General features: G+C 42.8%; 13 protein-coding genes. 5 read left to right on the plus strand and 8 right to left on the minus strand.

Features of this window, described 5'->3' with window-relative positions:
• Positions 1–555: 555 nt before the first annotated feature.
• Both CDC37_RS12900 and CDC37_RS12905 read left to right on the plus strand, forming a co-directional pair.
• Positions 556–1410 (plus strand): hypothetical protein, encoded by an 855-nt coding sequence (locus CDC37_RS12900; protein WP_096622356.1) that lies wholly within the window; start codon positions 556–558, stop codon positions 1408–1410.
• 46 nt (positions 1411–1456) lie between these two features.
• Positions 1457–2119 (plus strand): hypothetical protein, encoded by a 663-nt coding sequence (locus CDC37_RS12905; RefSeq protein ID WP_096622357.1) that lies wholly within the window; start codon positions 1457–1459, stop codon positions 2117–2119.
• A 268-nt stretch (positions 2120–2387) separates the two neighbouring features.
• Here CDC37_RS12905 and CDC37_RS12910 read toward each other — a convergent pair whose 3' ends face one another.
• The 5 genes from CDC37_RS12910 to CDC37_RS24310 all read right to left on the minus strand — a co-directional run bounded on the left by CDC37_RS12910 (position 2388) and on the right by CDC37_RS24310 (position 9359).
• Entirely contained in the window at positions 2388–3989 is a 1602-nt protein-coding gene (locus CDC37_RS12910) for an iron uptake porin (protein ID WP_096622359.1), read from the minus strand.
• Positions 3990–4141: 152 nt separating this feature from the next.
• Positions 4142–4756, minus strand: a complete 615-nt coding sequence (locus tag CDC37_RS12915; protein WP_096622360.1) for a Crp/Fnr family transcriptional regulator — start codon at positions 4754–4756, stop codon at positions 4142–4144.
• Between the two features lie 657 nt (positions 4757–5413).
• Complete coding sequence (locus CDC37_RS12920; protein WP_096622362.1) at positions 5414–7651, minus strand: PhoX family protein; 2238 nt, start codon at positions 7649–7651, stop codon at positions 5414–5416.
• 787 nt (positions 7652–8438) lie between these two features.
• Positions 8439–9107, minus strand: coding sequence for a phosphate signaling complex protein PhoU (gene phoU / locus CDC37_RS12925; RefSeq protein ID WP_096622363.1), 669 nt, complete (start codon positions 9105–9107; stop codon positions 8439–8441).
• Positions 9108–9212: 105 nt separating this feature from the next.
• Positions 9213–9359 carry a hypothetical protein gene (locus tag CDC37_RS24310; protein WP_157780739.1) on the minus strand — a complete coding sequence of 49 codons (147 nt, stop codon included), beginning with the start codon at positions 9357–9359 and terminating at the stop codon, positions 9213–9215.
• A gap of 924 nt (positions 9360–10283) precedes the next feature.
• Between CDC37_RS24310 and CDC37_RS24935 the strand changes: the two genes are divergently transcribed.
• Positions 10284–10676, plus strand: coding sequence for a helix-turn-helix domain-containing protein (locus CDC37_RS24935; protein WP_096620491.1), 393 nt, complete (start codon positions 10284–10286; stop codon positions 10674–10676).
• A complete protein-coding gene (locus tag CDC37_RS24315; protein WP_197707004.1) occupies positions 10589–11230 on the plus strand; it encodes an IS630 family transposase in 642 nt (213 codons plus the stop codon). Before CDC37_RS24935 ends, CDC37_RS24315 begins: the two co-directional genes overlap by 88 nt.
• Positions 11231–11329: 99 nt before the next feature.
• On the opposite strand, the gene CDC37_RS12940 is transcribed toward CDC37_RS24315, so the two are convergent.
• Both CDC37_RS12940 and CDC37_RS12945 read right to left on the minus strand, forming a co-directional pair.
• Complete coding sequence (locus CDC37_RS12940; protein WP_096622365.1) at positions 11330–12676, minus strand: sensor histidine kinase; 1347 nt, start codon at positions 12674–12676, stop codon at positions 11330–11332.
• Between the two features lie 47 nt (positions 12677–12723).
• Positions 12724–13476, minus strand: a complete 753-nt coding sequence (locus CDC37_RS12945; RefSeq protein WP_096622366.1) for a response regulator transcription factor — start codon at positions 13474–13476, stop codon at positions 12724–12726.
• 445 nt (positions 13477–13921) lie between these two features.
• Between CDC37_RS12945 and CDC37_RS12950 the strand changes: the two genes are divergently transcribed.
• Positions 13922–14761: a TRADD-N-associated membrane domain-containing protein gene (locus tag CDC37_RS12950; protein ID WP_096622367.1), complete on the plus strand. Its 840-nt coding sequence runs from the start codon at positions 13922–13924 to the stop codon at positions 14759–14761.
• Between the two features lie 303 nt (positions 14762–15064).
• Here the strand turns inward: CDC37_RS12950 and CDC37_RS12955 are convergent, their stop codons facing one another.
• Positions 15065–15646 carry a hypothetical protein gene (locus CDC37_RS12955; protein WP_096622368.1) on the minus strand — a complete coding sequence of 194 codons (582 nt, stop codon included), beginning with the start codon at positions 15644–15646 and terminating at the stop codon, positions 15065–15067.
• Positions 15647–15667 lie beyond the last annotated feature (21 nt).

Genomic DNA, 15667 nt, shown 5'->3' on the forward strand with positions numbered 1-15667 from the left:
TTATTTGTGCGCTTTTTATATACTTTTTACAGGTTTACTCCTTAAGGCGCAAGAATATGACGCAAAGTACGGATTATTAATTAGAGAAATTTTACGAGCATTTTTAATTTGTTTACATCGCGGAGATAGTAATACATAAAATTTTCGCTGAAGACATTAAACAGATGTAATAGTTAACTATTTAGTTTGTATTTATCTCAACTATAACCGTCAAACCTAATTATCTAAAATAATTATGGAGTCTTGTAATTTGACTCTCCCAAAAAGATAAAAATCACGTCAGATTAGTCTGTTTCTCTGTGCTTGCTAGTCGAAAATAAATTCTGCAATCAGGCTTATTATTGTTTTTAAATTTTTCATTGATAAGCCTCTAAAAAGAATATCAAAATCTCAGGTGTATCTAGTGTTTTTCCTCATATTTTCATTGGGAAATTGGGAATATTAGAGACGCAGAATGGCCACGTCTCTATGATGATTTTGGTTTCATCTTTGCTCTCTTGCAGTTACTCAAACCGGCTTAGTAATTGTAAACGATTCAACCTATCAAAATTACATATGAATACACAAGCTTTGCGTCTAATACTTATTAGCTCTGTTGTTCCCGCTACTTTGTTCTTGAGTGCAGCGATCGCCCAAGCAAATTCCTCTGGTGTTGTTGGTGATACCTTTGGAGAAGCGAATAAATTGCGTCAGCAACTGCTGATCGACCCCATCGTTGTACCTACTGAACGTCCTGCTGCTGTTCCTGGTTCTACAGCTGGAACTCCTACCGCATATGGTGCTAGTGCTGGTCAAGCATATGTTGGTGTTGCTGGGTATGTCCCCCTCAAACAAGGTTATGTTGACGGTTCAGTTAGTCTTGGTGCAGGTTTCGGGAACCCGGTAGACTCCGTTGGTGTGGAGCTTGGGGTGAATCTCACCAGTATTGGGGGTCAAAATTTTGACTTTGCTGGTAGCGGTACAGTTGGTCTAGTAGTACACAAACATTTACCAAATGGTACTGCTGTCGCTGTGGGTTGGTCTGACCCAGTGAAATGGGGTGATGCAAAAGGAGCGAAAGACACTATCTATGGTGTAGTTACCAAATCATTTGACCTAAACTCGGAGAGTTCTGGAAATAAGCTACCATTGACTGTTTCTGTTGGCGTTGGTAGCGGTACATTCCGTTCCAAAGGTGCAATTAAAGCAGGAGATAATTCTCCTAACCTGTTTGTTGGTGCTGGTTTACGAGTGTCACCAGAAGCAGCCATTGTTTCCAGTTGGACTGGAAACTCTTTAAATGTTGGTGGTTCCTTTGCTCCCTTCAAAAAAACTCCTCTAGTTATTAATACCGTTGTCACAGACGTGACCAATAACCTAGGTAATGGTGCTGGTTTGTCCATCAGTGGTGGTTATAGTATCCAGTTCTAGGTTTAGTCAATTTTGAAGATTAAATATAACTTAGGAGAAAATAGTCATGAAAAAGCAAGGATTGGCTTTCAGTCTCGGTTTAGGTTTGTTTTTGTTTGCTGCGCTACCTACATCTGTGAATGCAGGTTCTTCTCCAGCTCCAGGTGCTTCCAATAACTCCTCTACTTCAACCGGAGGTACTTTCGCTCCTGTACCACCACCTACTCCCGCTCCTGGAACCAACGTTACCGTAGGTGCAAATGGACAACTGACCGTTCCTCCAGCTGTTCAGGTGAATGTGAATCGTGTTGCTGCTGCGATTGTTAGGGCTAATCCTAGTTCTGTAGTTGTTGTCATCATCACTAGGGGTACCGGTGCAAATGCAGCAATTAACCAGGTGCGAACTGTAATTGTGAATGTAGGAGTTTCTCCTGCAAGAGTACAAGCATTAGTAAATGCTTTAACCAGTTTGTTTAGAGGTTCTAACCGAAGTGCAACAGTACCTAGTGAACTGCTAGTTGCAAGTGGAACTTTAGAAAATCTTCAGCTTGCTCAGAGTGAAACACCCGTAGTTGACGTGAATCAACTGAATGCGGCAATTAATGCTTACAATGAGATTATCAGAACAAGTGATACAGCAACCCTGAGACGGTTAGCCCAAAACCAAGAATTTTTGGAAATTGGTCGAGTATTGAGAGAATTACGAGCTGCTCTAGTTGCTGGTAAATAGACCAGGAATCGGGTTTTTTGGGATTAGATATTTAAATATTTGTTTCCACCTAGAGACGTAGCATCGCTACGTCTCTAGGTTTTTACCCATCCCTACGTCCAGCGTCTCTTAACACGATATATCGCGTCTCTTAAATTTATATCTACGTCCCTCAAACAAAAAAGCCCCCATAAGGGAGCTTGGGAAAATCAGCCATCACTGACAACAATACCTAAATCGAGAAATCAGCCACCGCAAACAATGCACCTGTTTGCACAAAATCACTCAATTAGAAGCTGAAGGTAGTTCTTAAAGTACCAACGTAAACGGTGTTGTTGTTGTTGTTATGCTCAGGATTGAAGATAACCAACAAACCAGGAGTAACGGATACGTTGCTGTTGATTCTCATTCTGTACAGAGTTTCCAAGTGGTAGGAAGTTCCATTGGCATCTTTACGGCCAGTAATGGTATTGTCAGTAACTTTGGGGGGTTGACCAAAGATGAAACCTAACATGTTACCTTTTGCACCGAAATCTCTTACTCCCAAACTAGCAGCCCAGTAGTTGATGTCTGCTGTGTTAGGACCACTTGTTTGTTCAGCTTTGGTTAAACCATACCAACCAGCAAGAGTAGCTGTCTTTCCTAGGTCAAAGGAAGCTTGCACACCATAGTTGTTGCTAATGGTTCCAATGGTGGTGCTATTGAAAGGATTACTTGCGAAGCCACTACCAGTAGCACCTGTGAGGGATTGGAATCCGGGAACGCTGCTGTAAGCGCGAGAGTAGGTCAAACCAAGTCTAAAGCTATCGCTGGGTTTGAAGTTCAACTGACCAAACCAAACGTTATCTCCCTCAAATGCACCTTGTCCAGGAGTAGCAGTATTGGCTTCTCTGGAAATGTAAGCAACATCAGCACCAAATTTACCTTTGGGGTTGTAACGTAAGGTGACACCTGCACCACCTGCACCAGCACGATATATGGGGCTGAAACGACCGTAGCGGGAGATTGCACCGGAAGCACTGCTTTGGAATAGTGGGTTGTAGTTTTCTACGTTGTCGTTTAATTCAGCACCAGTTGCATCGATTTGAACTGTAGCATTTTTACCCAAGTTAAAGCGGTAGTTAGCTTTGTCAATGGTGACAGCATTGTCACTGGGAGAGTTGCCATCAAAACCCAAGCGGGTCATAGCTGTTCCTGTTTGGGTTTGATTGCTAGCAATATTCCCAGCATTCAACCGTAGTTGTAATCTGTCTTTTCCAGTGAAACTGCTTTCTAAAGTTAAACGCACCCGGTTACCGAAGGTTTCATTGCTATTAACTTTGGTGTTAGTATTTCCATCAGCATTATCACCCCAAGCATTGGTGAGGTTGAAGATTGCTTCACCTCTGAGTTTAGTGGTGGTAGAGAACTGTTGAGCTTCGATTTTTTTGGTACGAGCTTCTAAAGTATCTACACGTTGACGTAAGGTCGCAAGTTCAATCGAAAAATCTTCTTGTAGACGCTGTAAAATTTCTAAATCTTCATTGGTTGCTAATTCTGCGGTGGAGGTAGCAATCAATTCGTTAATCCGATCCAAGCAAGCATTTAAACCAGCTGCAAATTCATAGCGGGTTAAAGCGCGGCTTCCACGGTAGGTTCCATCGGGATAACCTGCAATACAACCGTAGCGTTCTACCAAGGATTGTAAGGCTTGGAATGCCCAATCGGTGGGTTGAACATCTGAGAACTGAGAAACGGAGGTTACTTGACCAATGCTGTTAGCTTCTTGAGCAATACTAGCAACGGAGGTGACTTTGTTGGTCTCGGAAGCGAAAGCTGTATTTGCAGCCAAAAAGCTAGCTGCAACTACTACTGGACTCAGCTTGATTACGTTCCAGAATAGTTTTGTCATGGTTGTTCTCACTCACACCTATTTGAGTATTACCACCGAGTAAAAAACCCTGGATATTTTCCTATCTCAGGGTAAATACTGATGATTTACAGTGCTAATTCTAGCAATACTAGGGGTGGTGAAAACAAGTAAAGCAATACACTTTTTGGCTCTTACTTACGGACATTATTTTCCGGTGAACGTAAGATTATCCGGCGTTTATGGCGCACCATAATTTGTTCTTCTTCAAATTGTTGCAGAAGTCTAGTTACGGTTACGCGTGTAGTATTTAGGACTTCAGCCATTTCCTGATGGGTGACATTCAAGTCGATTAGCTTGCCTTGTTCAACGTCACGACCAAATTTTTCACTTAACCAGACCAAAAATTGCCACAATCTTAGGGAGATGGGTTTGCGGTGAACAATGCTCAAGAGTTCTTCTGCTTGCTGAATGTGAGAGAGTAAAGCGTTGACATCTTGATGCCAAAGGTGAGGAGGAAGCACACTTACTTCAACACTAGTGAGACATTCAATTTGATAGGGTTTAACACGGGAGAGGGGATAACCAATCAAATCACCTGGTCCCCAATATCCCAAGGTGATGAAGGTTCCATCTTCACTCCAGGTGAGGGTGCGAACAGCACCACGTTCAATCCGCCACAAAACATCATTCCGTTGGGGAATAATTTCCCGACGGGTGAATAATCTCTGGGGTAAGGAACCTGGTGTGACGTTAGCATTTTGTCCGCTAATGGCCGGGTTGGTATTGCGATTGCTGGAGTACATCATAGTTTTTTGTGATTGGAAGGTCTAGATTTGGTTAAGATTTTCAGCAAAATAATTCCGCGAAGGAATTCGGTCGATTTAATCTTGTGTGGAGGTATCCTGTAAATCCGCAATTGACTCTGTGTTTATGGCAAAATTCAGTTCATAACCCATAATGATTAATTCGTAACAGACTACGCCAAAGAACCACGTCTACCTAATTACGTAGCTTGGTTCCCGCGTAGCGGCTATTACCAATTACTGGATACTGTTTTTGCCTTGGTCAAAACAACCTCTGGACTCAGCCGACAGGTAGATGCTGATTGATGAGGATTTTTATATGCTCATCTTATATTGGTATGTAACTTACTTGTAATTATTCCCATTGGCAGAATATTGTCAGTAAGTATTAATCGTAACTAGTCTACGTGCTTGCCCATTGGCATGGGATTGATAAATAGGATTAACTATACAGTGCAATCACCAGTTAATGACTTAACAATCCAGGGGCTGTAACCCATATTGCCTAGGTGAAGCAATATTGTTCTATTTCAACGCAACCAGTTAGCTGAGCGGAACCGGAACTTACTTGTATATTTTTGACTTTGCACCCGATGTATACAAGTATTGTAGATAACTTGAGAATTTATGTCAATTAGTTAAAAACTAATTAACTAGTATTTAAGTTTTACGGATGGCGATAACTGCGGGTTTGGGTGGTGCGTCTGGAGTTTTCCCAGGCCAATTGGAACCCAGGGGTACTTGACGGGATTGGGTAAACACTTCTCCCGTTGTTGTCCGCACAAGGAATTCCCGTGTTTCGCTGGCTTGATTTTTGCGAATACCGTAGGCTTCACCCGGATGTTGAACCGAAAGAAAGAGGGTGTTGTTGTCGGGGGTGAAGCATGGCCCTGTCATTTCACATTCCATCGGACCAGTACCAAACAGAAAGGCTTGACCTGCTTTTTCCCCACTGGTGGGAATATACCAGAGGGAATTATTACCGAATAACCCTGAGATACTGGCGGTCTTGCCTTTGTCATCTGTGCGACTTTTAACTGCATTATTCATTTTTTTCGTGGAAATGTCTGTCACCATCCATACATTTCCGCTACGGTCAAGTAACAAATTATCAGGATTGGCAAAGCCCATACCACCGCTAGCGGGTTCTCCTCCGGTTGCCAGCATTTGCCAGCGAAATGTAGACGCACTGGGGTCGTTATTGTCTTCCACTAGACGCATAACCCAGCCATATTCGTAGGGGGTTTCTCCCTGGGGGCCGGCGAAAATACGCAGGTCGGGGCCACCTTCTTTACCTGGGGAACCGGAGGTAAAGCTAATGTACAAATCTCCATTGGGAGCAACTACGGTGTCTTCGGGACGTGCTGTGCAGGTTGCACCGACTGCATTGGCTGCATAGTGAGCATCAATCAGAATTATGCCCTGTTTTTCCTCTGGTGTTCCCACATACAAGTCAGCCAATTGGCGATATTTTTGTTTGTAGACATTAATATCTGCGTTGGATTTGGCGACAAAATGAAATCCTTCGATGGGTTCAAATTCGTCGTTGAACGACAATAGTTTTTTCCCAACCTTGGGACTTGCGGGTGGACCAGGGGGTAAGGGGAGGATATTCCCTGCGATATCCTGGGGTGAATCGGGAGCAATGGGGGTATCAGGTGCAAGGGGTATCCACTTACCTGTACCGTCGGGGTTGTATTTAGCTGCGTATAACATCCCTGATGATAAAAGTTGGGAATTGGATTTGTCTGTGACCGTGGTCACTGGGTCACGACTAACAAATTTATATACGTGACCACCACGGCGATCGCATCCGGAGTAAAATGCAATCGGTTTTCCGGGTTCGACGCGGATACCCACGGCTTCGTGACGATAACGTCCTAACCAGGTGTGTTTCGTCCCGAAATCCTTGGGGTTACTGGGGTCAACTTCGACAATCCATCCGTATTTATTACCAGCTAAACCAAACACATTCCCTTGTCCCATGATTTCCTCATCATCGATGGCAAAGGGACGTTCTTTGGGATTGAGGGATGTACCATCGGGATAGACGGGTTCGGGTACTTGTGTTTGGAAGTTTTCTTCCGCACTCAACACCGTTCCCCAGGGAGTTGTCCCTCCAGCACAATTGGCAAAGGAACCAATGATGCGATCGCCTAATTTATCGATGTATCCTATTCCCTGGGATTTGCGAAAAATTGCGATCGCAGGTCCACTAACCCGCAGATAGCGTTTATCTTCTAATCCAGAAATCCCGGTAATCCGTCGCTCGACGGAAGAATTGGTTTTTTGCCAACTACCGTCATCACCTTGACGAATCGAAATAATCCCTAAACCTTGATCGATTAATGCTTCACGGCAAATTTCCCGAATTTGGGCTTTGAGTGGATCGGTATCAGCTAGTGCAAAAGCGTCAATTTTCCCTGATGATTTTTGTAGTGATGCTTTCACCTCTGCAAACGGTAATGACTTCCCAATAACCTTGGTATAGGTCTCCATCCAGGGGATAGCGCTGATATACTCAAAGTTAACCGTTAAGTATCCTGCTTGAGCTTGACCTGGAATCGGCACAAAGGAAAGATAGTCATTGTTATAACCAAAGCGGGAGTCACCCACCTTATCCCCCCAAGCTGCAACAATCTGGTATCCATAACCTTCTGGAAGCACCACATCATCTGCAACTGCAAGGGAAGCATATTCTGTTTTTTGTTGTGCAACTGGCAAACCTAATGTTTCCACCGGAATCACACCCCGAATGGGGTTAAACGGAAAAACCGCCTTGGTCATTTGTGTCGCAGTTTCCACACTCCGACGTTCACAACCTGTCAAATTTCCGAGAGCGATCGCCCCCGTACTACCTGCCATCAACAACAAAAAATCCCGACGTGTAATACTCATTCGCTTCGATTAGTAACCAGACCAGAGGTGAGCTAAACAACATTTGCATTCGCCTCTGCTACTTTAAACCGAAAAGTTTAAGAACAGGTAAGCTTTTTTTAAAATGTATGTTAGTTAGCCAATATTTAATTTATAACACGTAGCGAAATGGTCTAGTTACCTAACCTATATTGCTTGCCCTATCTAGATTTTAGTCGCTTTTTTTTCTTTCCGCAGATGTATAACGATAAACTAGCTTTTTATACAATTTTTGGTTACAGTGTATTTGCAATTAGATTAATTTTATTATCCTATTGATTCTAATAATTGCCTCTATCTTAAGAACGAATTTTTGTTAGCTATTGACACTTTATCGCATAAATCTACTTGTACTACAGGAGTTGATACATTCAGGGTAGTAAGATAAGCAGAACTTTTATCTTATCTAGAGACCATGCTCTGCGTGGTCACCCACTCAACGAATATCTTATCGAATATCTTATCTAGAGACCATGCTCTGCGTAGGCACCTACTCAGAAAAGCTCTGCTTCCTGATTTGAGGCAGTAGCCCTCGTGGAATGCGTCCCCACGCGAAGCATCGGGACGAGATAATCACAAAAACTGTGTGAGGCTATTACGAATTACAAATTACCTTTATCTAGTGACCATGCTCTGCGTGGTCACCCACTCAGAAAAGCTCTGCTTCCTGATTTGAGGCAGTAGCCCTTGTGGAATGCGTCCCCACGCGAAGCATCGGGACGAGATAATCACAAAAACTGTGTGAGGCTATTACGAATTACAAATTACCTTATCCCCTCTGTCCAGTGACAATATAGGTGACACGGGAGCCAATATTAGTTGCGTGGTCAGCCATCCGTTCCAAACAGCGAATAGTCAAACCCCACAAGATATAAGGCTCTAAAACACCTTTAACATCACGCTGTTGGGCGAGAGATTGGTACACCCGTTCGTAGGCATTATCCACTTCATCATCAAGGTATTTAATATTACGTCCCTTGGTTTCATCCAAGTCACCGAGAGCTTCTAAACTACAAGCAAGCATGGCTTGAGCATGACGGGACATCATTGCTACTTCGTTTAAGGTGGGATGGGATGGATAGGGAAGCAGTTTAACGGCGATATCAGCTAAATCCTGGGCATAATCACCGATGCGCTCTAAATCCCGTACCAATTGCATAAAAGCACTTAAACAGCGCAAATCCTGTTCTCCGGGATTGTGGCGGGTAATAATGCTGGTACAATCAGATTCAACCTGTTTGTAGAATGCGTCAATTTTTTTGTCAAGTTTGGGTAATTGGGCAACTGCTTGAATATCCTGTTCAAAGAGGGCGCTATGGCTCAGACGGCAGGATTTTTCCACTAGTGCGCCCATTCTCAGGATATCTTGTTCTAACCGGCGAATGTCACGGGCTAGTTGGGGTTGGTCTGAATTGGGGTTATAAAGGGGTGTTTTCACAGGACGGTCTAGAAGTAAATATATCAAACTTTATAAATATTTAGATAGGCTAGATAGGCAGGTTTTAGATGGGCAAGTCAGGAAATGGGTATGGATATTCCTCCTTTAACACAGTTGTTGGTGATGGCGAATCGGGAATTTGATAATTGCCATATTCAGACTTAAGCAAAGATAACGTATTTTCGTCGTTGCAACCGTAGGACGAAAATTACGAAGGCTGAGTGTGCGTTTTAACTGCGTAAGTCTTTTCATAACTTGCCATAACCAACCAGGTAATTGATGGGTTGACCGATTGAGATTGTTCCAATTCGTGGGTTTTAACTGCTTTAATCCCGGATTTCTCGCAAGTCCCTAAAACTGATAGGGAGTAATCTGTGATGGGAGCAGTGGGCAAATTAATCCATTACTCAACGCTCACCACTGTATAAGTCAGAAATGCAGGTAATGCACTAGACAAGAAATTTTATTTTTTTATTTCATCAACATCTTCCCTGGGAAGATGGGAAAATTTCCATCCATTGCTGTGAAAAATCCTGATGGTATGTGGGTGGAGAAATTATCGTTATGGTTAGGGGGTAGGAAATAGGGTTTAAACTACATGTTAACTTAGTTTTCGCCATACTAGTCTGCGGGTAGATTTGCAGAACAAGGGTATTATTTATCTTCTCGCTAACGTTTGTATCTGTCTAGTGTCTATAGATAGAGTTGGTAGAGTTGGTTGAATCAATATCAGCAATTAAGTTAAGTAGGTGGGTGGTAAAAATTGTCGTTGAGATCAGGGAATACAGACGACCCGTCGGGTCGTCTGTACAGGGAGAGACGCGATATATCGCATCTGTACGGGAGTAAGGCTTTGAGACGAATGATTGGTTACATTGCGGTTTTATGTTTAATTGCACCTACCTAATTGTAATGTTTGAGTAACAGAAAGTAGGGACTTGACTCAACCTTTCCGTTCTTGATTTGAATGCATACAAGTAGGTGGGTAGAAAGATTGGTGTTGCTGAATTTGGGTGAATTATAATTATTTACATTTTGTATTAAAACCACAATCGTCGTCGAGACGTAGCAATGCTACGTCTCTGCACAATGTAAAATTTTCTTTTTTTCTTTTTTTACATACAGCACTTTCGAGGTAAATGAGGTACACTTGTTATTAGTGCATCAAAAATTAAAATGAAACCCTACTCAATCGATTTACGAGAAAAAATAGTAAGTGCTTACGAAAAGGGTGATACATCAATTCGAGGAGTAGCTGTGCAGTTTGGTATAGCAAAAAGCTATGTGCAGAAGCTAATCAGGCAAAAAAGATTGGAAGGGCATCTAGAACCCAAAAAGCAAGGTGGAGCAATGAAGGGTAAGCTAGATGATTACGGTGGCGAATTAGCAGAAATGGTTCAAAGTTACCCGGATTTAACTTTATTGGAATATTGCGAGTATTTTGGAGAAAAATATAACATTTGGGTGTGTGCAAGTGTGATGTGTTGTGCATTGCAAAAACAAGAATTAACTCGAAAAAAAAGACTTTACGTAGCAGCCAAGCGAAAACAGAAAGAGTCCAAAAACTGAGATTAGAATATTGGGAGAAAGTAAAACACATAGACCCAGAAAACCTTGTGTTTATAGACGAAATGGGTGTTTTGCTTGGTTTGACTAGAACTCATGCTCGAAGCGATCGCGGGAGTAGAGCTTATGATTTTAAACCATATTACCGAGGTGCAAAAATAAGTGTAATTGGAGGAATTAGCTTCAAAAAAGTCTTAGCTGTGATGACTTTAAATGGCTCAATGAATGGAGAAGCTTATAAAGTTTTTGTAGAGCATTTTTTACTTCCACAATTATGGGTTGGTGCAGTCGTTGTAATGGATAATCTGCCAGCACATAAAGTCGAAGAGATTAAGCCTTTGATTGAATCTGTAGGAGCAAGTGTTCTTTATCTATCTCCTTATTCCCCTGAATTTAATCCAATTGAACATTGGTGGTCACAATTAAAAGCGTTCTTAAAACAGTTTTCTCCTAAAAGTGCATCTGTAGTTGATGGTTTAATTAAAATTGCACTGACATTAGTTGATCCAAAGCATCTAAAAAATTGGTTTACTAATTGTTGCTACTGTACCTCATAAACCTCGAATCTGCTGTAGTTTGGCTTATATATGCCTACCAACTTAATTGGTTGCGAGAAATCCTGTGTAACCCAACGGAAAGCAATAATTATCGATTCTCTAAACACTTTTCACCATGACATCGGGAAATTCGATTTTTACCCAAGCTCCACCTGTTTGGGGGTGGTTCATGGCTTTAATGGAACCTCCGTGGGCTAAAACGATTTGCCGGACGATTGCTAACCCTAATCCACTACCGACTGTGGTTGTATTTGTGGTACTAGTTGATGATGGGTAGGAGGGGGAAGGTAAACTCAAAGAGTCATGACGCGATCGCGCGGTGTCTCCTCGATAAAACCGCTCGAAAATATGGGGTAAATCTGCTTCGGAGAATCCTGCACCGGAGTCAATGACGTTGACTTCTAAACTGGATGCATGGGGAGGCATATCGGCGGTCATTTGTTTTTCTGGCAACATCCTCGCTTGTACCTGAATCTGAGCGTGGGGGGCGCTGTATTTGATGCAGTTATCAAGCAAGTTTATAAATACCTGATACATTCTAGTTTGATCGGCGTTAATCCACAAGGGGTTGGGACCATCGTAGGAAAACTTAATATCTTGTTTTTGAGCTAGGGGTTCCAGGGTTTCCCAAACGGAATGGATCAGGGTGTAGAAATCGAGGGGTTGACGGTTGAGTTGAATCGTGGGATTGGTTTCCAATTGGGTAAGGTCAAGCCAACTTTGGACTAAACCAATCAAACGGTCAACTTCGTACATCAGTCGGTTTACCCAACGGTCAAGGGGAGGAGAAATCCGGTCTTGGAGGGTTTCCACCACTAGGCGAATCGAGGTGAGGGGGGTACGCAGTTCGTGGGCTAAATCGGAAAAAGCGCGATCGCGTGCTTGGTTCACATCCAGTTGGGGTTGGAGATTTTCCAGGAAGACACCGACATGACGATTGTAGAGCGGAAAAGCGATCGCCCGTAGTTGTCGGTCTTTGAGTTCTGGACTAATGCTGGGATTATCGTAGGTAGGGTGGAATAGCCATTCTTTGACTTGGATTTTTTGGCGATCGCGGGTTTGTTCAATGAGGCGATCCAATTCGTAGGAACGCACTAACTCTAACAACAAACGAATCTGTTCTGGTTGCCAGCGCTGTAAATATAATATTTCCCTAGCCTGTTGATTACACCATAAAAGTTGATTTTCCTCATCTACCTGAAGATAACCAATTGGTGCATTCTCCAAAATTTCTTGATGGGTTTGTAATTCCTGGTGTAAATGGTGGCGCTGATGTTTCCAGAGGAGGATTTTTTGGCGTAATTGCGGCAACATCAACATTCCCATTGGCAGCTTCTTGGGAAGAGGTTGCATTAGTAGTGTGAGGTAGCGATGCAGTTGCAATTGCTGCCAAACCCAAAAACCCATACCAATGCCGAAACCGACAATTAACCCCAGTACAAACATTGACAGGTCAGCCTTTAGTAGTTTGCAACTATTAGATTAGCAACTATCTAACCAAAACGATAGCCAAATCCACGCACCGTCACAATATATTCGGGATTACTGGGGTCTTGTTCTAATTTTTCTCGCAACCAGCGAATATGCACGTCCACGGTTTTGCTATCACCGACAAAATCCGGTCCCCAAACCTGATCTAACAACTGTTCCCGCGACCAGACCCGTCGCGCATAACTCATAAATACTTCCAATAAACGAAACTCCTTCGGAGATAAATTTACCTCCTCTCCCCGCACTATCACCCGACATTCCTGGGGATACAATGTTACTTCCTTATGCTGGAGAACCGGAGCTTGGGGTTGGATGCTTAATCGCTGTCTACGCAACAAAGCTCGACAACGAGCAACTAATTCCCGCACACTAAAGGGTTTAGTTAAATAATCATCCGCACCCACCTCTAAACCCAGCACCCGGTCTGTTTCGCTACCTTTGGCACTGAGCATTAAAATTGGTACAGGATTGCCTTGATGACGCAATAGCCGACAAATATCTAAGCCATTGATGTAGGGTAACATCAAATCTAGCAATACCAAGTCGAAGGAGCTATCCGTTGAATTGGGATCTCCCCCCTTGAGCAAATCCACCGCAGTCCGACCATCATTTGCAGTCACCACTCCGTAGCCTTCTTCTTCTAAGGCTAGGACAATCATCTCCCGAATTAATTCTTCATCTTCAACGACTAAAACGCGACTAACTTGTCCGAAGTCTGTAGTCGGAGGATATTTGGCAAGTTCGCTAGTATACATTAGATGTGCTGATTATCGTGTTTTTATTTATAGACGTTGTATTTTGTCATGAATCTTCAAAAATCTTCAAAAATCGGCTGATGAACAAGCACCATCTGACAAAAAGTAATCTATTTCACAGAATCTGCACCAGCCATTATAAAGCAATTTGCACCGAATAAACATGCTAAATTTAGCACAGGAAGGACAGGATGCTTAAATAAATGTTAACTGAAGTTCTGTGGGAATGACCTGGAGAGGGGGAATAGGGAGTAAGAGAAGAAACACTTTCACAGGTTCTGGTGTACGCAGTACATGTAGGCGAATGATCTGTGTCATTAGTTCTGATGGGTTCGTAGGTGTGGCTCTAGCCCCAAAAAAGCTTTCAGATGAAGGCACTAAAGCCTTGCTCCTGCATCCTAATATCCTGTATCCTGTATTTTTCCATACTAAAAACTGGAAATACATGGGCAAAACAAAAATATTGTTATTAGTGGTAGCGATCGCTTGCTGTGGAAAAATCCCCTCAAGTCCATCGTTTTCAGTACCAGTGATCGCTGCAAGGGTGACCAGGTGGGATCGGTTATCTCCTTCGGTGGTGGAACATCAACTTCCGAACCAGTTGCTGCTCGCTGGAGTTAGTGCATTGGGAATAACAAGTTTAGGATTGTTAGTATCTGTCCTATCGGGTAAAAATCGTCAGCAACTGGAAGCAAATCTTCGCCATACGGAAAAGTTGCTCACCAATGGGGGAAATCAGCGATTTCAACCAATACCCAATAACGGCACAAATAAATCAACCCACCAAGACTTTCAAGTAGTGACCCGTGACCTGGTTGAATCATACCACACCCAAGCCCTAGCCCAGGCAACTTCCCAATATTGGTTTAGTGTGATTGCTGCATCCTTTGGCTTTGGAATTATTATTTATGCTTTAGTGGGACAATTACATTCTCCACAGCCACAAATAGCCCTGCTTCATGTTATACCTGGTTTAGCGATTGAAGGAGTTGCGGTTTTATTTCTTACCCAAGCTGATGGAACCCGCAAACGCGCAACAGAACTTTACGACAGATTACGTAGCGACGAAAAACAACTAAATGCGATCGCCTTAATCGAATCGATTGAAGATGGAAAATTACGGGATATAGTTAAAGCTCAATTAGCTTTACAACTAGTGGGAATAGTTCCCCAAATCCCCAATTTTAGTCAGTCTTCCCAAATCTCCCCCAGTAAAACTCCCCCTGTAGTGGACTTGGTGGAAATGACTGAACAAACAATGTTAAATGAAAATCAGTGGAAATGATTGGTATTTCCTGTATTTGGAGCAAGTGAAGAGTAAGCCTTAAGTAAAGGCTGAATTTTCTTTCTACTCCCTATTCCTTATTTCCTCAGAGTTGGAGGGATTTGTGAGAAATGCTGATTACAGGGAAGCACACCACACCGAAAAATAATGATCGCCGAGTCAAGAATAGAAATAGCTAATTTCTGCATCTCCAACAGCGACTAGTCCACCAAGGGAACTATACTAAGCTAAAAATCCCATAAATCACGTAACTACCTGATCTGCTGTTGACGGCTAACGGCAATTTCGGGGATTATTCGAGAACTACTTTGTTTTTTGTTTGTAGGCTAAACCCAATCCTGTTTGAGCAGAGGGAAAAGCAAAAGCAGCCGACTGTACCACAGGTTTACTGTCGCGAATCACTTCATATTCAAACCCAGGAGTGGTTGTTCCCACTGGTTCACTCGGTGCTTCAACCTCTGGGATTGGTTCATGGGGAGTGGGAATTGTCGTGTCTGCTAACACGGTTGGTTGGCTTGGTTCTTCATCCATAAACCACTTCAACTGGGACATCATCGGACTAGATGGTTCCACCTTCAAGGCTTGAATTTGCTGTTCCCGTTCTGCAATCAGTTTCTGGAGTTTACTGACTTCATTTTCCAATTGACTTGATTTTTTTAATGAATATCCACAGCCAATTGCAGTCCAAGCTGCTAAACCAACTCCTGCGCTCAATAATACACCCATTGCCGGCGTAAATACATCGCTGACCCTTCCATTGAATATCTGTTCATTATCACTACGCACTTCAACCAATTTTGGCCCTTGAGTTGCAATCAAAGTGGCAAATGCGGCTAAAAAGGAACCGGAAACAATCAATGCTGGTAATACAACTTTTCTGAACATAGTTTTTGATCTTTTTGTCCT

Origin of the sequence: Calothrix sp. NIES-3974, from assembly GCF_002368395.1 — a bacterium.
Taxonomy (GTDB): domain Bacteria; phylum Cyanobacteriota; class Cyanobacteriia; order Cyanobacteriales; family Nostocaceae; genus NIES-3974.